Below are 19,824 nucleotides of genomic sequence, written 5' to 3'. Positions count from 1 at the left end.
TTATGGAAGAAGAAAGGTGACAATAAAACCGACTATGATGATCGCTGATAATAATCCTAAAACCAATGACATCATGTTTGATTCCTTTGTAAAGCCTTTTAATTCACCTTCCGTCGACCGGTCAATTTTTCTAAAGCGATAAAGCATGCTTAAATTAATAAGGGCTAGAGTTACAAATAATAAGAAAAGTAAAAGTATAGGTTGTATGTTTAAGAATGGATTCGTTACATCTTGGAAACTAAATGACTGGAGAAACATCAGACCACTCAATACCACTCTCGAAATATTTTCTGACCTCTTTTCTTTCTCCCACTCTTCCCCCAATTTTTCTTTTTCATAAATGGCTATCTGCTCGAAAATAGGAATGAAAGACTTTGTTGAGCCTTTCTTAATAAAACCATAAATACTTAGAAAGAGCATGATAAATCCTAAACAAAGAAAGAAATGTGTAAATCGAATATCAGACATTTGAAACAAGATAAAAAAAGCGACGATCATGATGCAGACTATTAAATTAGAGACAGCTATCTGTTTTCTTCTCATCTTTTTCAGTGTAGCTTGTTCCATGTAATACTCCTCTCCGTTTTCAATGTTTCTGTTAAACGCTCTATCTTTATTACGATTCCACCGAAAAAATGTTTCAATATTTTCCCTTCCTATTGTCAATTCGGCTTTTTTCACAAATGAAAAGACGCCCATCATTCAATGAACGTCTTATCCTTCTTCATGAAATCAGTACATCATATTTGGGCAACTGTTCTATCTTTTATTTGTTGAGCCGCCATGTGTTGAAAGTCATCAATAGACAGCTGTTTTGAAGTCTTTTCTCCATGCTGTCTGATATTCAGTGTTTTTTCTTCCATTTCTGTATCGCCAATGACAGCGATATAAGGGATTTTTTGCATTTGTGCTTCTCTCATTTTATAGCCGAGCTTTTCATCCCGTTCATCGATTGTGACTCTGATGCCGATCTTTCTTAATTGCTGCTGCACCTCGAGGCAATAATCAAGGTGAATCTTTGAGACAGGAATGATTTGTACTTGCACTGGTGCTAGCCATAACGGGAAGGCGCCTGCGAAATGCTCAATGAGAATGCCAAGGAAACGATCAAGAGAACCGAAAATGGCACTGTGAATCACAACTGGCCGTACCTTTTCATTCTTTTCATTGATATATGTTAAATCAAATTTCTCAGGCATTTGAAAATCTAGCTGGATTGTGGCGCACTGATGGCTCCGCTGCAAGGCATCTTTAATATGAAAATCGATCTTCGGTCCATAAAATGCCCCATCTCCTTCATTTAACTGATAATCGACCTTTAGCCGATCAAGCACATTCTTTAGCGCTGATTCAGAAATATCCCAAATGGCATCATCCCCTAACGCCTTTTCTGGACGAGTGGATAGTTCCACAGAGTACTCAAATCCAAATGTCCGATACACATGATCAACTAATTGGAAAATCCGTTTGATTTCAGCTTCAATTTGATCTTCTCTCAAAAAAATATGGGCATCATCTTGGCAAAAGGTTCTGACCCTGAACAATCCATTTAATGCGCCGCTAAATTCATGACGATGCACCTGACCAAACTCAGCCATTCTGATCGGAAGGTCTCTATATGAAAATAAGCTGTTTTTAAACATGAGCATATGTCCTGGACAATTCATCGGTTTTAAAGCAAAGCTTGTATGATCTACTTCTGAGAAATACATATTTTCATGGTAATGATCCCAGTGCCCTGACTTTTCCCATAGCTCTTGGTTCATCATAAACGGTGTACTCACTTCTTCATATTGCGCTTTGCTTCGAACTTCTCTTGAAAAGGCCATTAATTCATTTCTCACAAGCTGACCTTTTGGTAAGTAAAACGGCATACCTGGCGCTTCTTCTGAAAACATAAACAGAGATAATTGTTTCCCTAATTTTCGGTGATCACGTTTGCTCGCTTCTTCCATGAAATGAAGATACTCAGCTAGTTGTTTTGGATGTTGAAACGCGACACCATACACTCGCTGCAATACATCTTGCTGACTATCGCCCCGCCAATAAGCCCCTGCAACACGTGTTAGCTTAAATGACTTTACGAATCCAGTAGAAGGTAAATGAGGCCCGCGGCATAAATCGATAAATTCACCTTGCTGATACACTGTGATGGCTTCTTCAGATGGGAGACGTTTTAAAATATCCAGCTTATATGGATCATGCTCAAACATCGATTCAGCTTCTTTGTAGGAAATCTCCTTTCTTTGGATATGATGATTCTCGTTTATGATCTTTTCCATTTCTTTTTCAATAGCAGCCAAATCCTCTACACTTAATGTTTGATTCAGCTTCATGTCATAGTAAAATCCATTTTCAATAACAGGCCCGATTCCAAGTGTGACATTGCCATATAACCTTTTCACAGCTTGAGCTAATACGTGTGCGGATGTATGGCGCAGCACTTCAAGGCCTTCTTTTGAATCGAGTGTGACAATAGACAGCCGGGCATCGCTTTCCAGCTGATGACTGACATCGACCATTTGATCATTGACCTTTCCTGCCACTGCTTTCTTCCTTAAGCTTAGGCTAATATTGGAGGCAACATCTGCGACAGTCGTACCTGCAGAGAACTCCTTTATCTTTCCATCTGGAAATTGAATCTTCACCATTTTTTCTCTCATGACTGACACACCTTTCTTTTTTTAAAAAATAAAAAAACACACCCATCCCTTGTAAAGGGACGAATGTGTAATCCGTGGTTCCACCCAAATTCCCATAATGCATACTCGCTTTATGGCTCTGGTGCCGTAACGTGGCGAAGTCGGTATTGGATACTTGAATTTCCCCAATACTGCTCAAAGGTGGTAAGACAACTTTTCTGCGTTAGGAAGATTTCAGCGTGACTTCCCTCTCTGGTAACCGATAAAAGCTGCTCATGTCCTTTTCAAAGCAATGATCATAGTTGAGTGAACAAAAAAAACACACCCATCCCTCATAAAGGGACGAATGTGTAATCCGTGGTTCCACCCAAATTCCCATATCGCGTATTCGCTCTATGGCTCTGGTGCCGTAACGTGGCGTAGACGATATTGGATACTATGATTTCCCCAATACAGCTCAAAGGTGGTAAGACATTTTTCTGCGCTAGGAAGATTTCAGCGTGACTTCCCTCTCTGGTAACCAGTAAAAATGGCTCATGTCCTTTTCTTCGCTTTTAATTTCTCCATATCTTACATGAAGATGATGGATCATGTAAAGCTTTATTTTTTTCAGAGCAATTGAAATTCATTCTTTAAATGACATATTGAGTGTATTCACTTGGGCTGTATTCAATTTGAAACGCAGGGGATAAGGCTCGTTTCACTTCTTCAGTAATACGCTCTCCATCTTGATTGAATTTCTTTTCCATGTCTGCACCATTTAGCACCAATTCATCTGTCTCTTCGTCAAACCAGCGGCCATACTGTATATTCCAATTCCATATCTTCGAGAAAAGGGTATCGCTTACTGGTACATCATCTCTTTCTAAATGACATTGACAATGCCCACAATGAAAAGGTTCACCACCGTAATCTCCTTCAATTTTCACAAAAGGATGATCCTCAAATTCTCGACAGCACACCCATTTTTTGAAGCGCTGACCGAATTCTGTCAGTTTAATTGAGTAATAACGCATGGAAGTGCGCCTTCCTATCATGTCAAAGATCCCTTGATCAATTAATGTCTTCAGTCGATACTCAATAAAATCATCACCGATATACTGTTCTAAATGACCGATCACTTCTCCTATTAAGCGTGGCGTTACGATGTACTCCTCTTCTGAATGAGACTGATGAAGTCGCTTAGCCATTTTCACTAAATAAGCATCAAATTCATCCTCTGGTACGTTGATCGTTTGTCCTTTTTGCCAAACCCTCAGGGTATGGTTTTCTTTAGCAAATAATAGCCATTCGTTTTGTAAGTTCTCCCTTTCATCTTTTGACACTGCGTGAATATGCTCTTTACTTCTGTACAAAACCTGCAATTTTTCAGATGTGATTTCCCCGGCATGCCGAATATCCATTCGTCTTGTATTTGTATTGAACAGCTTGTCAAATGCAGTCGTTGTATTGATGAGAGACAATTCAATGTTTTTCTTTTTTAATAAATAGATGGCATATCGCAAACCAATTTGCTCATGGGCATTATTGCCTGTCCAGATGAGGATACGAGTACCATCTTGTATATTTTTTATTTGCTGAAACATTCTATGCTGACCGGTGACCATGTCATCAAAATAGCCATATTCATTTGACATCACGTGACGAAGCCACTCTATACGTTTCTCCTGTCCTTCTTGTTCGTGCAAATGCAGAAGAGGTCCAATCGAATAAATGTCATCAAAGGCGATGATATCATTTACTTGATCTTGCTTCATTTCGCAGAATGCTTGTTTTAAACTACCGGCAGTCGCTGCCCCAAATACGATATGTATCATCATTCGTCTCCCTTTATCTTACAGTTTATTTTATCTTCACCTATTCATGGTATTTGCGTCAATTCTACTGAGTCAATTTCATTCAAAAGTATGACAATGAGAGGTTAAGATCTTTATAGAATGCAGAATTGAAGAGACTATATCCCATGAATTGGGGCAATCTGTTTACTGGGCTCGCTTTGAGAATTTCTTTCTGAATGATTGATAGAAATCCCCTTCATTTAGTTCATGTTCTTATTCACAAATTCCCCTTCACAATCGTTCTCTTGGCTTTCTTCACAATTCTGCTAGTTGCTTTTGTGTCAGAATCCTTTGACCACTGGTCGCACAGGTTTGTTACCCAATTTGGTTGTGTTTTGCTCGCGTCATTGAGCCAATTTCCTACAGAATCTTGAACATATGTGGATGGATCGGCCTTGAGTAAATTTAGAATAGGTAGTGCTCTCTCTGGCTCCTTTTTTAATAACTCAATATGCTTTGTCCATACCCCTCTCGGACGGATTGCCTCTACAGCGAACCGGCGAAGATTTTCATCCTCGCTTTTTGCCCATTCTGTTAAATGCTCTATACTTTGATCGAGCTGAAGACTGAGACTTTCTCTCACTGACATCCACGCAATTTCTCGAACACCAAAATGATGATCAGCTGCAAATGGCTGAATGTACGTGAGTTTCTCTTCCAGTGTTGATAAACTCTGTTTGTTCATATAAGCAGCCCAACAGCGAACGCTGTCAGATACGTGGTGAGCAAATGCCTGCAACACTTCCGTTTGTTTTTCTTCATTCTCTTCATGTAGCACGTCATCTAACAATTGACCGATGAGCCGAATGGCTTTCATTCCTGATTCAGTTTTTTGTTTAGTGATCTCAGCTGATACATCGTCTAAATGATGCTCTAATCCAACGGACGGTAAAACTTGCTGTATTAGCGTCATATGATTGACAGCCAACCATTCGGTTAAATTCACACTTTCGATCTCTCCCTGATTCAAAAGGATCAAGACGTCATGAGGGATATCAGAACCTTTTCGAGCGCCTTTTCGATTGATGATTTCCTCACTTATTGGCATGCTGTATTCTCTCCTTGTCTAGCGGATTAGATATTGATTCCTATTTTAGCAAATAAACAACTCCACTGGTTCATTCTTCAAATTAAAAAAGAACTACTCGAAATAAGTAGTTCCTTCTAACAAAATGGAATGTCAGTTAGTTTCCTTGCCCGATCACCTTCAAACCCTTACGCTGAGAAAATCGGCCAAACGCTACCATTAGAATGGTCATGAGTAAAGAAAGGAAAACCGTGCCAGCACTGATCCAGCTTAGGTTTAATATAGATGTTTCGCTTAGCACAAACCCTCCTACACCAGAACCTAAGGCAAATCCGAATTGAATAAATGATGTATTGACACTTAATGCGATATCTGGAGATTTTGGTACAAGTGTGACAAGATATAGCTGCTGTGCTGGTGATGTGCTCCATGTAGCGATCATCCATATCATGATGACAGCTACCATGACCACGAGATTCCCTGTGACAAATGATAGCAGCATGAGCATAATGATTTGCAAAATGATTCCTGAGAAAATCGTAAATATTGGGCCCTTTTTATCTGCCGCCAATCCTCCAAGGCTCGAACCTAAAAAGCTGCATATTCCTGCTAGTAACAAAATACCACTGATTTCTGTGATGCTCAGGTTTGCTGATGCTTGCAAGAAGGGTGTTAGATAGGTAAACAACGTGGAATACCCACCTACATAAAATAGCGTCACTGCCACAGCCAGTAATATTCGCTTATCTTTTAAAATCGATAACTGCATACGAATCGTCACCGGTTCTTCTTCTTTCATAGATGGAATCCGCCTATACACAACAATCAGTGGAATAAGCGTGATCAATCCAATGGCTGCGAATAATGCTTTCCATCCGATCAGACTGCTTAGAAATGTCCCAATTGGAACGCCTAAAACCAAGGAGCTGCTTAATCCCATTAAAATGATGCCAATAGCTGTTCCTCTTTTTTCACGTTCTACAAGACGAGTTGCAACAGCCATTGCCACTACAATAGCCGTCCCCCCGCTAATTCCTTGTAAAACCCTTGTCATCATCACCATTTCAAACGAATGGCTGACACTTGTGATGACATTACTTAAAATAAAAATCATCAGCATCCATGACAGTATTTTTTTACGATCTATATTGATGGTCAGTGCAATGACAATTGGTGCACCGATTGCCGCTGAGAGTGCTAAAGACGTGACCAATAATCCAGCGGCAGACGTCGTGACATGTAAATCATCTGCGACCATTTGGATAATGCCTGTAATGATATATTCGATTGTTCCAATTAAAAAGGCTGCTAATGCAAGTAAATAGACAACGGTTTTATTCTTCATCGTGACGTTTCTCCTTTGGGCAATGTTTACGATTTGTTTTCATCTATAATCGGAATTTGAATTTCAATGAGCCTGCCTTCTTCAGTTTCAGACAATGGATAATAAATCTCTCGGCCCGGCTGATCTTCTTTCACGCGGTATCCGTTATTTTCGATCCATGTCGCCAGGTCAATACAAGCTGTTTGTGCGGATGGAGAATGTGAATGAAACAATAATGTCGCCATGGTTTCTTCAGCAGGTAACGTACGTATCGTGATTTCTTGAGGAAGAGTGCCTTTTAACGCTTTGACGGAATACCCTACCTCAAATTCAAATTCACTTTCTTTTTCGAATGATTCCCTCCATAGCACCACTTGTGGTCCCGAGATCGATTCTTGTTGATGTTTAAGTAATAAATGATGAAACGTTTCAAAGAATGAAGGGATCTCATCAACCGTTCCGTTAGATTGATAAGACATGATACGTTTGCTTTCAACGGATTTGATGATGACCTCCTGTTCTTTTTCAACACATCCCTCTCTTTTGATGAGGTGCATCCGTTCCTTAATACGCGCCAATTTCTGTTGTTCTTTCTCGATCAATTGCTGAATTTCACTTTCTTTCAGCAGAAACATGCCCTGAATTTGCTCTACTGAGATATCTTCACGAAGAAGCTGAGCCATTTGCTTTAACGTAAAACCTAATTCCTTGTATAGAAAAATTCGATTAACCTCAAGTAGCTGTTCAGCTGAGTAATAACGGTATCCTGAATCTTGATCAATCTGCTTAGGCTTTAGTAAATCAATTTGGTCATAATATCTTAAGGTTTTAACAGGCACTTTACTTAACATTGAAAAATCGCCGATCTTGAACATCCTGCATCTCCTCCGTTTTGTTGATCTGATCAAAGTATAAACCTTTCAGTTAAGGGGAAGGTCAACATGAAGTTGAATAAATTTTTCAAAAGCGCAAAAAAACCTAGATTTCTCTAACATCTAGGTTTTGCTTATTATTCTAAAATTTCTCTAATAATCCCATCTTTTCAACAATCTTTATATCATTCATAAAGCGTTGTAAACTTACTTTGTTCTCTTTTTTCTGTAAATCTGAAGAATAACCTAAACATAGATTAAAAATACAATCTAACCTTTCTCCGACTCCACTATAAAAATAATTCGTCAATATTCCATTATTTTCACTTGCAAGAACTACAACTGTAGCCATCTCTAATACATATTCTATATCTTCTATAGAAATCGTTCGATCCTTTTTCTTAGCAGTCATGAATTCATGACTGTGAATAGAGCGAATCCTACCTTCAAGTAAATTGAGGATAGACTTCTTATAAATGACATACACACTGTGAATATGATGTTTATCAGGACAATAGGGATCTTGTAAAATGAATTTTATACGTTCATCTTCTTTTTCCATTTTTATTGCATCAAGATCATATAATAATATTTGATCAATTTCTTCTATTTTCATAGGATGAAAAGTATTGGCTGCATCTGTTTTACTTTTCATTTGTTGAATCCAAACAATCCAATCTTTCTAGGCACTTGACAATAGCTCCGCTTTTAAAGAAATTGAGGATGGCACCCTCGCTAAATCGTTCGGCTCTCACAACCTCCATCATCAAAGCAAGCACACACTGCGCACTTAAGTTTGAAATGTCCACGTTCTCCATAACGTTCATTCCCGATTCAAACCCATTTTCTTTCAGGATTTCTCTGTAACGGATAAGCTCCATCTCTTCGTGTTGTTCTGCAAAGGTGTAAATATCTGCAATCAAGTGACGAACCGTTTCGGAATAATTCACAAAGGGCATCTGAATCGGATGTTCAGCTGTACCATCATTTTCTCGATCGATGACCCATTCTCCAATAGGATCTTCCTGAAGCACCGGTATGTATTTTGTTAGAATATCGAACTGGCTCATTCTCATTCTCCTCTATTTCATTGATATGGATCACTTTGTTTCTCGCGATTTTATCAGGTATTTTACTAATGAAATGATTTAGCTACGCTTGTCTCCCTCAAACTTTTTATTTACCCCATACTCTCATCTGCTTTATGACCAATGCGACTGTTTCACTCGGATGGCTAAGAGGAAAATGATGACCATATGGAACAAAATCAACTTGACCAAGATGTGATGGGGCTGAATAGCCTTTGTCATCATTCCCCCAAATGATATGAAGATGATCCTTTGTGACCTTATTGAAATGATCTTGATTGATTTTCTGTAGTAAGCTGATAAGCTGAACCGTCGTATTTAATATTCTAGGAGACGTCAAACTATTTCTGACTTTTTCAATATAATATGCAGGGATGCTCTCCGTATTTTCAAACAAACCATTCCTTAAGACATAACGCCCTATCATATTAGTCGATGCCCACTTCAATGTCCATTTATTCATAAATTGAGGAACATTTCGTGATGCAGCATGTTTCTTATCAACAGGTGGCTGAAGTAAAGTGATTGAATACTTCTGATCGATGTACCCTTTTACCAATGCTTCCAGAAGAATATACGCACCGAATGAATGGCCGATAAGATGTGCACCATTTGCCGCTTTCTCCAATACCTTTTTCACGACATTCAAATACATATCTAGAAGATGTTTCTCTCGTTTAAAAGGAGAACGTCCCAAACCTGGAAGATCCAAGATCCATACAGGTTGACCCGTTTTTTCATGTAGCTCTTGTGCTAAAGGGAATAAATCCTCTCCATCACTCAATAAACCATGTAATAAAATAAACGGTTTACCCTCTCCTTGTAATTGGTAAAGGGTCGTGTTATCACATAATGTTCGTTTAAATACATGATCATCCTTACCGTTTGGATTCATCATTCGATAATCCAGATCAGCTACTACAGCAGGGAAAAATTTCATGACACTCGTCTTCTGAAACCAATCTTCTCCCATTATTTTTTTCACTGCAACATTTGAAAATGTTCGTTTTGTCATAAAGTTCAGTCCATCAGAAGGAATGTTTGTGAGTTTACTTACGCCACTATTCATCATAGCTTTCATCAGTGGCATTGGGACAGACATTTTTGGTGCCCTCATATTCATACCTTCTGACATCACACTCAATAATTCACCAATATTCTGATCGCGCTGCTTGTCTTCAACAAGCGTATATGTTTGAATAGCCGGTTGCTCCAATTTGAAAACCTGCACAATAAACCTCGCAAACTCATCGTTTGAAATAAGTGGTAACCTATAGTCCTTACCTCCAGGAATCACCGGCATGAGCCCTCTTCGCATACTTTTCACAAGCAAACCTACTCCTGCTATTTGCTCTGTACTCCCCGTTTGACTACTACCGACGACAGTTGGCGGATTAATGACAGAAAGCGGATAACCTACTGCTGATGCTTGTTGACGAATATAAAGATCTGCTAAAAATTTTGTTCTCTCATATGCATTTTTTATTTTCAAATAGCTGTTTCCTTCTTTAAACACATCAATTTCAACCTTGCTATTTTGATCATCAAAGGGACTCATATAGCCGACAACATGAATAAATTGCTGCAAGCCCTTCAATTGATGAATACGTTTCGCTAAGTCACTTATATGTTTTGCGCCATTTAAAAAGACGGAAGCTGCCTCTTTACTTGTCGCTTGAATATCCATGGGTCCTCCTGCGTGAATGATCACATCCGTTTTCAGTACACTCTCCTTATCTTCAACACTTAGACCCAAATCGACCTTCGTCAAATCACCTTCAACAAAGTGCATCACTGCCTCTTTTAAGATGCCTCTTTCTTGAAAAGTGCGTGTTGCTTTACTTTTTGACCTCACTAAAAGAAGAATCTTCACATCCTCTTTGGCTAATTCTTTTACTAACTCCTTTCCAATAAAGCCCGTTCCACCAATTAATAATACTGTTCTCATATATAAATCTCCCTTTTTAGTACTAATCAGTACTAATTTAATGTGAAAAAAAAGCTTCTTTATCGAAGCAAGTTAAACATATGATCGGCTGTTTTCGTAATGACCGTTGCATCCTTCAATGTTTCTGAAATAAATAATGCGCCTTCAAGATTGGTAATAAACAGTGATGCCACCTCATCAATATGAATCGTCTTTCTGAATTCTCCACTGTCTACCCCTTGTTTCAGTAATAGAGAAATCTTCTTTTGTAATCCTGTAAAGAATAGACCTATTTTTTCTTTTATTTGTGTGGCCTGTGTAGGACTTTGAATATAAAGAGTAATAAATGGACAGCTCCCCTTATAGTCTCTCGATTGAACTCCTTGTGATAATTGCTTTAAAAATAGTTGGATACGTTCTTCAACTAAAAATTGGTTCTGAGATAGTACGTCATCAATGGCAGATTGATACATGTCAATCCAATAATCAACGACCCCTTCTAATAATTCCTCCTTGTTAGAAAAGTGATAATACACATTAGACTTTGACACTTTGCTTACACGTACTAATTCATCCATGCTAGTATAAGCAAATCCTTTTTCTAAAAATAAAGTTGCAGCTACTTCAAGCACACGTTTTTGATTCATTAATTTTACTTTTTTCATAATTAGAACTATATAGTACTAATTTAAATATAGCAAGTGTTTATATTTATTTAGAAAAAAGTCTGATGAAAGAAATGTCCACAAAAAAAGCTCGAAAATCTTATATTGATTTTCAAGCCTTGATTAAAGTCTATTTTTTCACAAGTGATACAACCGTCTCCACATGACTAGTATGCGGGAACATATCGACTGGCTGCATGTATTCGATTTTGTAGTCTTTTGAGATGTATTCGAGGTCTTTTGCCAGTGTTGATGGATTGCAAGAGACGTAGACAAGACGTTTTGGTTTGACTTGTTTGACCGTGTCTAAGAAGGTGCGCTCGCAGCCTGTTCTTGGCGGATCGACGACGATGACGTCAGGACGGAAGCCTTCTTTGACCCATTTTGGCAGCCAATGTTCAGCTGTTCCTGTCACATAGGTCGCGTTTTTCATGCCGTGTTTTTTGGCATTTTTCTTGGCATCATCAATCGATTCTTTGATGACATCCATTCCTCGTACTTCTTTGGCACCGTCTGAAAGCCACATCCCAATCGTCCCAACGCCGCAATACGCATCGACAACTTTTTCTTTGCCAGTTAGTCTTGCCGCTTTTTTCGCTTCGTCATAAAGCTTTAGCGTTTGCTTCGGATTCAATTGGAAGAAAGCACGTGCACTCAGTTCGAAGGAGACGTCTCCTAGAAATTCTTGAATGACCATGTTGCCAGCCAGGTGAGATGTCTTATGACCAAAAATGACCGACGTTTTTTCACCATTGATGTTGTGCATAATGGACGTCACTTCTGGAAGACGTTTTTGAATGGCTTCGGCGATTTCTTTTTTCTTTGGAAATTCAGGTTTTGATGTGACAAGAACGACCTGCACTTCACCTGTTTCAAAGCCAACACGCACGACAATTGATCGTACGTCGCCTTTTCTCGTCCGTTCATTGTAGACCGATACACCGAATTTCTCTAAAATTTTGCGGACAACGCCCGTTGTTTTGTTCGTTTTTGGATGCTGCACGATGCATTCCTTGATCGGTACAAGCTTATGAGAGTTCAGTCCGTAAAGCCCGGCAATGATGTCACCGCTATGAGAACGCCCTACTTGGAACTGACTTTTGTTTCGATAATGCCACGGATCTTCCATACCAATCGTTGGCCTGATATCTAGCTTTTCAACTGATAGCTTCGTATGTCGTTCCATTGATTGAATGACAATATCTCGTTTTTCCCTTAGCTGCTGCTCGTACGCCAAATGCTGAAGCTGACAGCCGCCGCACTCTTCGTATACTGGGCATGGCGGTTTCACTCGATGCTCTGAGCGCTTTCGGACTTTCCTAACCGTACCTTCTGCATATTTTGCTTGGACATTCGTTGCTTCCACAACCACTTCTTCGCCTGGAAGCGCACCTGGGACAAAGACCACTTGCTTTTTAAAATAACCGACCCCTTCCCCATTAATGCCAAGGCGTTTAATGGTAAGCGGGAACTGCTGTCCCTTTTGCAAAAGGGCACCTTGCTGATTTTCCTTCACTTCATTCTCTCCGTTCTATCTGAACCCTTGATAGGTTGTCTTCATTTTATTCCATCTCATTAGTATACCATGACTTGGACAAAGAGAGAAAATCCCTTTCATTTATCTGTTTCAATGCTTCTCCATAAATATAAAGAAGCGTAGCTTAAATAAGGAGTCCAATCCTTGCTTAATGCTGCCATCTCTTCTTTTGTCGGCTTTTCAGGCAGGTCAAAATGACGCTTGATGGCGTTTTGAATCCCGATATCTGCCATTGGAAAGAGATTTGGTCTTCCAAGTCCATTCATGAGCACATTTTGAACTGTCCAAGGTCCAATCCCTCTAATCGGAAGCAGACGTTCTTCCACCTCCAGATCAGTTAAATCGTGTAATTCTTCTAAACAAAGAGAGCCGCTCACAATTCGCTTTGAGACATCGATGACATATTCTGCTTTCCGCTCACTAAATTGGAGCTTTCTCAATTCCTCAGTTTCAAGTGAGGCGATGGTTTCTGGTAAAGGATCAAACCATACCCCATCTATTTGCTCGCCGTACGTATGAACAAACCGTTTCGTGAGTTCATAAGCAAACGCCAGATTGAGCTGCTGATGAATGATGCATTTCATCAAGCAATGATATAAGTGAAAATCCAGCATGAGCGGTGTCCCCTTATGACGATCAAAAACGGGCGCTAGATTTGTTTGAGAAAAATGCTCATGCACAGCGTGTAATTGATGCTTCATGCCAAATATCCGTTTCACCTCACTTATGAGAGGTTCCTCAGGACCGTTTCCTTGCACCCGAAACGTGGGCGCTTCTTTTGTTCCGGTGGCTTGAACGACGACAACGTATGGTGTTTGTTCTAATCTGATGGGTACTTTGATCTCTCTTTTATTCAAATCGACTGCTTTTAATGGATCACTTGATAAGCGACGGAGCACTTGATCAAAGTGATATGGCGGTTCAACGGTCAGTTCTTTTTCCCACATATTTTCTTCTTCCTTTCTGCAAACACGCAGATGCGATTGTTTCACTTTGCATGAATGATTCTCTACATTGAATACTTTCAAACATAAAGAGTACAAGAATTTATCAGTTATATCTTCCTTATTTCAGGTCATTTTCCTTTTGGATAAAGGAACATTTTTAGTCGAATTCAGCTAAAATTCGACAGCAGCCTTCAAGATTCTAGGATCATTTTCCTTAAATTAGAAATAGAACCTCTGGGTGATATCTTCTATAGCAAAAACATTTGTATAATTATGACATATCAAGGAGGTGAACAAAGGATTTAGCTGATTAGGCAATCATTTGTTTTATCTTGCAGGAACATATTTCACCTCATTGATTACCGGCTTTACCTAGTTTCACTTTTTACGAAAAGGAAGACCCAAACTTTTTAAAACAAAGGAGATCTGACCAATGAAAAAAACCATTCTTTCTATTGCCCTTGCCACTGCTGTTTCTTCGACACTACCAGTATTCGCTGACGCTGCTGAGAAAAAAACATCAGCACCCGTCTCTACTACACTACAGCAAACTGTATTAAACAAGGCGGCTGAAGGAAAAGCTGGAACGACAGCTAGTCCTAATGTTAACGTCAACTTCGATGTGCTTGGGATTGCCAATGCAATTGTGAACGCAGTAAACGCAAATGCCAACCGTTCTGGATTCGTTAAAAGCGTGATGGAAAGCACATTCTATGCTGCTGGCGGCAGATATAATGTCATGGTCTTTAACCTAAGCCAAAATTATGAAGACCGCTTTAACGGTGTGAAAACTTTTGCTACTGCCAATCTTGGCAATGTCGTTTATGGTATTTGGGTATTTGAAAGTGGTACCTTTAAAAACAACGGCGATGGCGGCTGGGATAACTGGGCGTTCAGAGGCTGGTTTGACCGTCAAGATAAATTTGTTACGTTCCATCGTCCTTAATTCTCGGTTTTACCCATCAATCATACACGCACATTGGACCGATCTCAGTGATGAGATCGGCTTTTTTTATGGAGAACACGTATAAGTTCACCGGTGCTGCTTCATGATATAATGCAAGTCTGGAGGGGTGCACATGCTGAAGAAAATTGCAGTGACAAAAAACGGCGACTTGATTGAACATGCAACATTGCAGCAGCTTTCAAGCCCCGATATCGCCTGGTATTGGATTGATTTTCATGCGCCTACGGAAAAGGAAGCAGCACTTTTGAAGGAATACTTTCAATTCCATCCGCTCGCGATTGAGGATTGCTTCCATTATTTACAGCGGCCGAAGCTAGATTTTTATGAAGGGTATTTATTTTTCGTGCTTCACGCCCTGAATCAAAAGACGCTTCGGTCTGAGGAAATCGATCTGTTTGTTGGGGACAATTATATCGTGACCTTTCATTTGAAGGAAGCGCCATACATTGACCGTGTCATTCGAAAACTCAAAGAATCTGATAAAGCCAGAAACAGTGGGCCTGAGCATATCGCCTACATGTTGATTGATCAGCTTGTCGATGATTATTTTCCTATTATTTATCAAATAGAGGACAGACTGAATGAAATCGAGGATGAAGAGGGTCATAAAACATATGGAACACTGATGAACGAAGTATTCGGGATTCGATCCGATTTGCTCAAGTTGCGAAGAACGATTATCCCGATGAGGGACCTTTTATATCGTATTGTCAACACGCATATGATGAGAAGTGATACGAACCGGCAGGCATACTTTAATGATATTTATGATCACCTGTTGAAACTAACCGAGATTGTCGAATCAAACCGTGATATGACAGCCGATTTACGAGACAGCTATCAGACGCTGAATTCTAACCGAATGAATGCGATCATGATGACATTGACCATTGTATCGACCATTTTTATTCCACTGACCTTTATTGTTGGGGTGTACGGAATGAACTTTGATAACATGCCTGAATTACACTGGAAGTATGGCTATTTTGGCGTACTGATTTTCATGGGTCTGCTCGTCTCGGGCATGCTTTTGTGGTTTAAGCATAAAGGATGGTTCCGCATATTCAAATAATGTGTAGAGAGAAATGGCTGAGGAGGCGGTTAGATGAAAAACTGGATTCCATTATCTCATCAAGAACGAAAGCTCGCATGGGAGACGCTCTATCGAGATTTCAAATTTCATCCGAGCATCTCTCGTTTTCCCTCATTTCGCGTACCTTCGCCTTTCATTACATATGATATTTCTGCTTATTTTGAGGACCCTTCCCTTCTACATGCAGATGAAGACCTTGAAGAGAAAGCATTACTTGTTTTTCAGGAGCTTATCAAAGCAGACGAATATATGCTGGCACTTGATTGGCAGCACGAATGCTACTGGATCACACCATACGGCTCATTTGAAAAAGATGAATTCGGAGAATGGACAGTGCCTGTGCTTCCGAACGGGGATTATTATTTCTTTTTGTCAAAAGAAATGCATTGGGGCTTGCTAGGCCATCCTTGGGAGCAAAGCATCACGATTTTCGGTGAGGGCTTGATTGACTCTTTCTCGCGTCATCATCCGATTTTGTTTCAGCGTAAAATAAGGGAAGGATAAAGAAAAAGCTCGCAGGTGTTCTGCAAGCTTTTTTTCTATAGCTGAGGGAGAAGCCATACTTTTTCAAGCATGAGATCGTCTAGGCTTTTAAAGGAATAACCTTGTTTTTTCAGTGCCGTAATGGCATCATCCAATGCCTCGGCATTGTCCCTTGAGACGGTATGAAGTAAGTAAATGGCACCTGGGTGCGCCTGCTTCATCATTTGATCGTAAGCATACTGTTTTCCTTTTTGATGATGAATATGCCAGTCCACAAATGCCACTGACCAGAAAACGGTTTGGTAGCCGAGCTCTTTTGTTTCTTTCAGCACTCTTTCACTGAATACACCGCGCGGCGGACGAAGATAGAGGTTGTCTTGTTTTCCAGTGATTTTGTACACGGCTTCATCGACACGCTGAAGCTCTTCTTTGATTTCTTTCGTACTCTTTGTTGTTAAATCTGGATGGTGATAGGAATGGTTGCCGATGATATGACCTTCCTCTGCCATACGTTTGACGAGCTTCGGCTGATCCTTTACAAAGTGTCCTGTCACAAAGAAGGTGCCTGGCACTTGATGTTTTTTCAGCACATTTAAGATCTTCGGCGTGTACCCATTTTCATAGCCATTGTCGAATGTAAAATAGATCTCTTTCTTTTTCGTGTTTCCTAAATAGAAGGCATCATACTTTTTTAAAAGGGCGTTCAGTTCTTTCCCCGCATCTACTGGTTTATGTTCTTTGCTTTTCGCAAATCCCCAATGGACAGGCTGATTAGACACGGCTTCCGCTTCTGAGAGAGGCATGGATACAAAAAGCGCACATAAACAGATGAGCATGGTTTTTTTCATTTACGTCACTTCCCGGTTTTTCTTCTATTGTGCAGAATAAGACCGAGACTCATACACTGATTCACCTGCCAATTTAAAGAAAAAAGCCCGCACCGCGCGAGCTATTCTTCCTTCCAATCATTTTTAAACCGTTCATATTTCGCTTCTAGGTCGTCAATCATCTGGATCAGTCTGTCTATATCCTCAACATCTGTTGATTCAGGATCTAATGAATCAATCACATTCATAAACATATCTAATCGGTTCTTTAAATAATCAACCTGCTGTTCTTTGCTGTCTGCTGCCTTGCCCATAGATACACTCCCTTTAGCATTTGTTTATAGCTTATCTTTTTTTCCCTTGTAAATCAATGAAACCCCACTTGCGTATAACGGTGATGGGGCTTAAAATTAACTGTTGGCGGGTCCACGTTTGCCCGAATGAAAAGGAGATAGATACCATGAACCAAAAAACAGCACTTCGTCCGATTACACCTGCATATGACCCTTGGGAAGCCTATCTCGATGTGCAGGATTACGGAGAGATGAAGCTGACAAATATTGAATTTACAACTACGACGTTATGTAACATGAGATGTGAGCACTGTGCGGTCGGCTATACTTTGCAGCCAAAAGACCCGACTGCACTGCCACTTGATTTACTGCTTCGCCGTTTAGATGAAGTTCCGCTTCTGCGCTCCATCAGTATTACAGGCGGAGAGCCGATGCTTTCTCTCAAATCTGTGCGGGAATATGTCGTCCCTTTATTAAAGTATGCCCATGAACGCGGCGTCCGTACACAGATCAATTCAAACTTAACACTTGATTTGGCGCGATATGAAGAAATTATTCCATACTTAGATGTCCTGCACATCTCACATAACTGGGGAACTGTCGAAGAGTTTGCAACGGTCGGTTTTGCAATGATGGATAGAAAACCAACCTTTGAACAGCGCGAGAAATTATTTAACCGCATGATTGAAAATAGCCGGGCACTTGTTAAAGCAGGTGTGACCGTATCTGCTGAAACCATGCTGAATAAACGCACGCTTCCATATATTGAACACATCCACCGGCAAATTGTCGAGGAAATGAAATGCCAGCGCCACGAAGTTCACCCGATGTACCCAAGTGATTTTGCCAGCGCTCTTGAATCATTGACGCTACCGCAAATGCGTGATGCGATTCATCAGCTGCTTGATATTCGTGATCAAGACACATGGATGCTGTTTGGCACCCTGCCATTTTATTCTTGCAGTACAGATGAAGAAGACCAGCGCCTCCTCAAACGATTGCGCCAGGAGAAACTTGTCACTGTACGAAATGACCCTGATGGACGCTCACGGCTGAATGTGAATATTTTTGATGGGAATATTATTGTGACAGACTTTGGTGATACACCGCCGCTTGGAAATATTGCGACCGATACATTGCAATCCGCTTATACTCGCTGGATGGACACAAAATTAGCAAAAGAGCTGAATTGTCATTGTCCAAGCGTACAATGCCTTGGTCCGAATGTTCTTGTGAAAAACAGCTATTATCAAGATGTTGATTTTACTTCTCGTACAGCCAGGGGGTAACCGATAGATGGACGATACTTTTCTGACAGTAGTCAAGAACAAATACATTGAAATTCTCCTTGTTGGACTCGTACTTTGGCTTGCCGTTTTTTTGATTAACAAAGCGCTTCAACTGTTCTTTAAACGAACTGAGTTTATAGAGGACAAGAAGAAAAAAACAATTGAGAGCTTGGTCAAATCAGTTTCGAAATACACCGCTTCGATTTGCTTTGTACTATATGTCATTTCTCTCTTCTTTCATGATTTCGGAAAAATTCTTGCAGGTGCTGGTGTGGCTGGGATCGTCATCGGTTTTGGCGCCCAGACGCTCATTCGCGATATTTTAGCAGGCATTTTTCTGATCTATGAACGGCAGATTCATAAAGGGGATTATGTAACAGTGAATAACCTCTTTAATGGAACAATTGAAGAAATTGGTCTCCGTTCTCTGCAAATTAGAGAATGGAGCGGCAAGCTATTAACCATTTCTAACGGAGATATCCGGCAAATTCAAAACTATAACATGCACTACATGCGGATTACAGAGTCTGTATTAATTAGTGCGAATCAAAACCCAGACACAGCCTTTCAAGCACTCGAAACGGCCTGTGACAATTTAAATCACATGCACCATGATTTTCTTAAAAAAGATGAATTCCAGCATGCCATTGAACCGTTTCAAGTCCATGGGATTATGGGTCTGAACAAGCTGAACCGCGGGATTGAGATCACAGTGAAAGGAATGGTCGAAGACGAAAAATACTTCGATGCCGCCCTCGCTGTCCGAAAAGAAATGATCAAACAACTTCATCAGCATGATGTCAAATTGCTTGAAGATCTCGTTTATCCCCAGCCTGCAAAATAACCTCATTCTATTTGGGGTTATTTTTTATTAGGTGCGCCGAGTTGACTATGGCTCATGAAAAACATGAAACGCTTGAGTAGCTTGGACACATCAGCTAAGAAATCTCTTCATTTCAGCCCTCTAACTTCTATCCTCTTGACTGATTCATGTATAATAGAAAG

19 protein-coding genes and 2 other annotated features are annotated in these 19,824 nt (G+C 40.1%); of the genes, 5 read left to right on the top strand and 14 right to left on the bottom strand.

From position 1 onward, the window contains the following. The 12 genes from MHI35_RS03855 to MHI35_RS03800 all read right to left on the bottom strand — a co-directional run bounded on the left by MHI35_RS03855 (position 1) and on the right by MHI35_RS03800 (position 13,867). Complete coding sequence (locus tag MHI35_RS03855) at positions 1-567, bottom strand: hypothetical protein (protein ID WP_144522578.1); 567 nt, start codon at positions 565-567, stop codon at positions 1-3. Positions 568-740: 173 nt separating this feature from the next. Then, positions 741-2,663 (bottom strand): threonine--tRNA ligase, encoded by a 1,923-nt coding sequence (thrS, locus tag MHI35_RS03850; RefSeq protein ID WP_211063694.1) that lies wholly within the window; start codon positions 2,661-2,663, stop codon positions 741-743. Between the two features lie 52 nt (positions 2,664-2,715). Further along, positions 2,716-2,939: a binding site (T-box leader), on the bottom strand. 38 nt (positions 2,940-2,977) lie between these two features. Next, positions 2,978-3,200: a binding site (T-box leader), on the bottom strand. A 74-nt stretch (positions 3,201-3,274) separates the two neighbouring features. Then, entirely contained in the window at positions 3,275-4,459 is a 1,185-nt protein-coding gene (locus MHI35_RS03845) for a DUF1835 domain-containing protein (RefSeq protein ID WP_211063695.1), read from the bottom strand. A 238-nt stretch (positions 4,460-4,697) separates the two neighbouring features. Then, positions 4,698-5,528: a DNA alkylation repair protein gene (locus MHI35_RS03840; RefSeq protein WP_211063696.1), complete on the bottom strand. Its 831-nt coding sequence runs from the start codon at positions 5,526-5,528 to the stop codon at positions 4,698-4,700. A 136-nt stretch (positions 5,529-5,664) separates the two neighbouring features. Continuing rightward, the gene (locus tag MHI35_RS03835; protein ID WP_211063697.1) at positions 5,665-6,852 is read right to left on the bottom strand and encodes an MFS transporter; all 1,188 of its coding nucleotides are present in this window, start codon (positions 6,850-6,852) and stop codon (positions 5,665-5,667) included. 26 nt (positions 6,853-6,878) lie between these two features. Continuing rightward, positions 6,879-7,706 (bottom strand): MerR family transcriptional regulator, encoded by an 828-nt coding sequence (locus tag MHI35_RS03830; protein WP_211063698.1) that lies wholly within the window; start codon positions 7,704-7,706, stop codon positions 6,879-6,881. A gap of 139 nt (positions 7,707-7,845) precedes the next feature. Then, positions 7,846-8,358 (bottom strand): hypothetical protein, encoded by a 513-nt coding sequence (locus MHI35_RS03825; RefSeq protein WP_211063699.1) that lies wholly within the window; start codon positions 8,356-8,358, stop codon positions 7,846-7,848. Then, positions 8,348-8,773, bottom strand: a complete 426-nt coding sequence (locus MHI35_RS03820; protein ID WP_211063700.1) for a DUF6508 domain-containing protein — start codon at positions 8,771-8,773, stop codon at positions 8,348-8,350. Before MHI35_RS03820 ends, MHI35_RS03825 begins: the two co-directional genes overlap by 11 nt. A 106-nt stretch (positions 8,774-8,879) precedes the next feature. Continuing rightward, complete coding sequence (locus MHI35_RS03815) at positions 8,880-10,739, bottom strand: alpha/beta fold hydrolase (RefSeq protein ID WP_211063701.1); 1,860 nt, start codon at positions 10,737-10,739, stop codon at positions 8,880-8,882. A 59-nt stretch (positions 10,740-10,798) separates the two neighbouring features. Continuing rightward, a complete protein-coding gene (locus tag MHI35_RS03810) occupies positions 10,799-11,365 on the bottom strand; it encodes a TetR/AcrR family transcriptional regulator (RefSeq protein WP_140404306.1) in 567 nt (188 codons plus the stop codon). A 148-nt stretch (positions 11,366-11,513) separates the two neighbouring features. Beyond that, positions 11,514-12,899 carry a 23S rRNA (uracil(1939)-C(5))-methyltransferase RlmD gene (gene rlmD / locus MHI35_RS03805; RefSeq protein WP_211063702.1) on the bottom strand — a complete coding sequence of 462 codons (1,386 nt, stop codon included), beginning with the start codon at positions 12,897-12,899 and terminating at the stop codon, positions 11,514-11,516. Positions 12,900-12,997: 98 nt separating this feature from the next. Beyond that, positions 12,998-13,867: a DNA-3-methyladenine glycosylase family protein gene (locus tag MHI35_RS03800; RefSeq protein WP_211063703.1), complete on the bottom strand. Its 870-nt coding sequence runs from the start codon at positions 13,865-13,867 to the stop codon at positions 12,998-13,000. 433 nt (positions 13,868-14,300) lie between these two features. Between MHI35_RS03800 and MHI35_RS03795 the strand changes: the two genes are divergently transcribed. The 3 genes from MHI35_RS03795 to MHI35_RS03785 all read left to right on the top strand — a co-directional run bounded on the left by MHI35_RS03795 (position 14,301) and on the right by MHI35_RS03785 (position 16,431). After that, on the top strand, positions 14,301-14,813 hold the full coding sequence (locus tag MHI35_RS03795; RefSeq protein WP_044139727.1) for a hypothetical protein: 513 nt from the start codon (positions 14,301-14,303) through the stop codon (positions 14,811-14,813). A 133-nt stretch (positions 14,814-14,946) separates the two neighbouring features. Then, the gene (corA, locus tag MHI35_RS03790) at positions 14,947-15,906 is read left to right on the top strand and encodes a magnesium/cobalt transporter CorA (protein ID WP_144462996.1); all 960 of its coding nucleotides are present in this window, start codon (positions 14,947-14,949) and stop codon (positions 15,904-15,906) included. 33 nt (positions 15,907-15,939) lie between these two features. Then, complete coding sequence (locus MHI35_RS03785) at positions 15,940-16,431, top strand: DUF2716 domain-containing protein (RefSeq protein WP_211063704.1); 492 nt, start codon at positions 15,940-15,942, stop codon at positions 16,429-16,431. Between the two features lie 35 nt (positions 16,432-16,466). On the opposite strand, the gene pdaA is transcribed toward MHI35_RS03785, so the two are convergent. Further along, positions 16,467-17,258 (bottom strand): delta-lactam-biosynthetic de-N-acetylase, encoded by a 792-nt coding sequence (gene pdaA / locus MHI35_RS03780; RefSeq protein ID WP_211063705.1) that lies wholly within the window; start codon positions 17,256-17,258, stop codon positions 16,467-16,469. Positions 17,259-17,359: 101 nt separating this feature from the next. Beyond that, the gene (locus MHI35_RS03775) at positions 17,360-17,551 is read right to left on the bottom strand and encodes an SE1561 family protein (RefSeq protein WP_012009274.1); all 192 of its coding nucleotides are present in this window, start codon (positions 17,549-17,551) and stop codon (positions 17,360-17,362) included. A gap of 146 nt (positions 17,552-17,697) precedes the next feature. On the opposite strand from MHI35_RS03775, the gene yfkAB reads away from it, so the two are divergent. Continuing rightward, positions 17,698-18,819, top strand: coding sequence for a radical SAM/CxCxxxxC motif protein YfkAB (yfkAB, locus tag MHI35_RS03770; RefSeq protein WP_144522592.1), 1,122 nt, complete (start codon positions 17,698-17,700; stop codon positions 18,817-18,819). 7 nt (positions 18,820-18,826) lie between these two features. After that, complete coding sequence (locus MHI35_RS03765; RefSeq protein ID WP_144522593.1) at positions 18,827-19,663, top strand: mechanosensitive ion channel family protein; 837 nt, start codon at positions 18,827-18,829, stop codon at positions 19,661-19,663. Positions 19,664-19,824 lie beyond the last annotated feature (161 nt).

The organism is Bacillus sp. FSL K6-3459 (assembly GCF_038003305.1).
GTDB lineage: Bacteria > Bacillota > Bacilli > Bacillales > Bacillaceae > Bacillus > Bacillus pumilus_O.
The sequence above is the reverse complement of the archived record's forward strand: the minus strand, read 5'-3'. Positions and strand labels throughout refer to the sequence as shown.

Bases quoted from the DNA above. Each gene is read 5' to 3' on its own strand.
- MHI35_RS03835 (WP_211063697.1), bottom strand. From the start codon at position 6,852: ATGAAGAATAAAACCGTTGTCTATTTACTTGCATTAGCAGCCTTTTTA.
- yfkAB (WP_144522592.1), top strand. From the start codon at position 17,698: ATGAACCAAAAAACAGCACTTCGTCCGATTACACCTGCATATGACCCT.
- MHI35_RS03815 (WP_211063701.1), bottom strand. From the start codon at position 10,739: ATGAGAACAGTATTATTAATTGGTGGAACGGGCTTTATTGGAAAGGAG.
- thrS (WP_211063694.1), bottom strand. From the start codon at position 2,663: ATGAGAGAAAAAATGGTGAAGATTCAATTTCCAGATGGAAAGATAAAG.
- MHI35_RS03765 (WP_144522593.1), top strand. From the start codon at position 18,827: ATGGACGATACTTTTCTGACAGTAGTCAAGAACAAATACATTGAAATT.
- MHI35_RS03845 (WP_211063695.1), bottom strand. From the start codon at position 4,459: ATGATACATATCGTATTTGGGGCAGCGACTGCCGGTAGTTTAAAACAA.
- MHI35_RS03820 (WP_211063700.1), bottom strand. From the start codon at position 8,773: ATGAGCCAGTTCGATATTCTAACAAAATACATACCGGTGCTTCAGGAA.
- pdaA (WP_211063705.1), bottom strand. From the start codon at position 17,258: ATGAAAAAAACCATGCTCATCTGTTTATGTGCGCTTTTTGTATCCATG.
- MHI35_RS03800 (WP_211063703.1), bottom strand. From the start codon at position 13,867: ATGTGGGAAAAAGAACTGACCGTTGAACCGCCATATCACTTTGATCAA.
- MHI35_RS03830 (WP_211063698.1), bottom strand. From the start codon at position 7,706: ATGTTCAAGATCGGCGATTTTTCAATGTTAAGTAAAGTGCCTGTTAAA.
- MHI35_RS03795 (WP_044139727.1), top strand. From the start codon at position 14,301: ATGAAAAAAACCATTCTTTCTATTGCCCTTGCCACTGCTGTTTCTTCG.
- MHI35_RS03775 (WP_012009274.1), bottom strand. From the start codon at position 17,551: ATGGGCAAGGCAGCAGACAGCAAAGAACAGCAGGTTGATTATTTAAAG.
- MHI35_RS03785 (WP_211063704.1), top strand. From the start codon at position 15,940: ATGAAAAACTGGATTCCATTATCTCATCAAGAACGAAAGCTCGCATGG.
- corA (WP_144462996.1), top strand. From the start codon at position 14,947: ATGCTGAAGAAAATTGCAGTGACAAAAAACGGCGACTTGATTGAACAT.
- MHI35_RS03840 (WP_211063696.1), bottom strand. From the start codon at position 5,528: ATGCCAATAAGTGAGGAAATCATCAATCGAAAAGGCGCTCGAAAAGGT.
- MHI35_RS03810 (WP_140404306.1), bottom strand. From the start codon at position 11,365: ATGAATCAAAAACGTGTGCTTGAAGTAGCTGCAACTTTATTTTTAGAA.
- MHI35_RS03825 (WP_211063699.1), bottom strand. From the start codon at position 8,358: ATGAAAAGTAAAACAGATGCAGCCAATACTTTTCATCCTATGAAAATA.
- MHI35_RS03855 (WP_144522578.1), bottom strand. From the start codon at position 567: ATGGAACAAGCTACACTGAAAAAGATGAGAAGAAAACAGATAGCTGTC.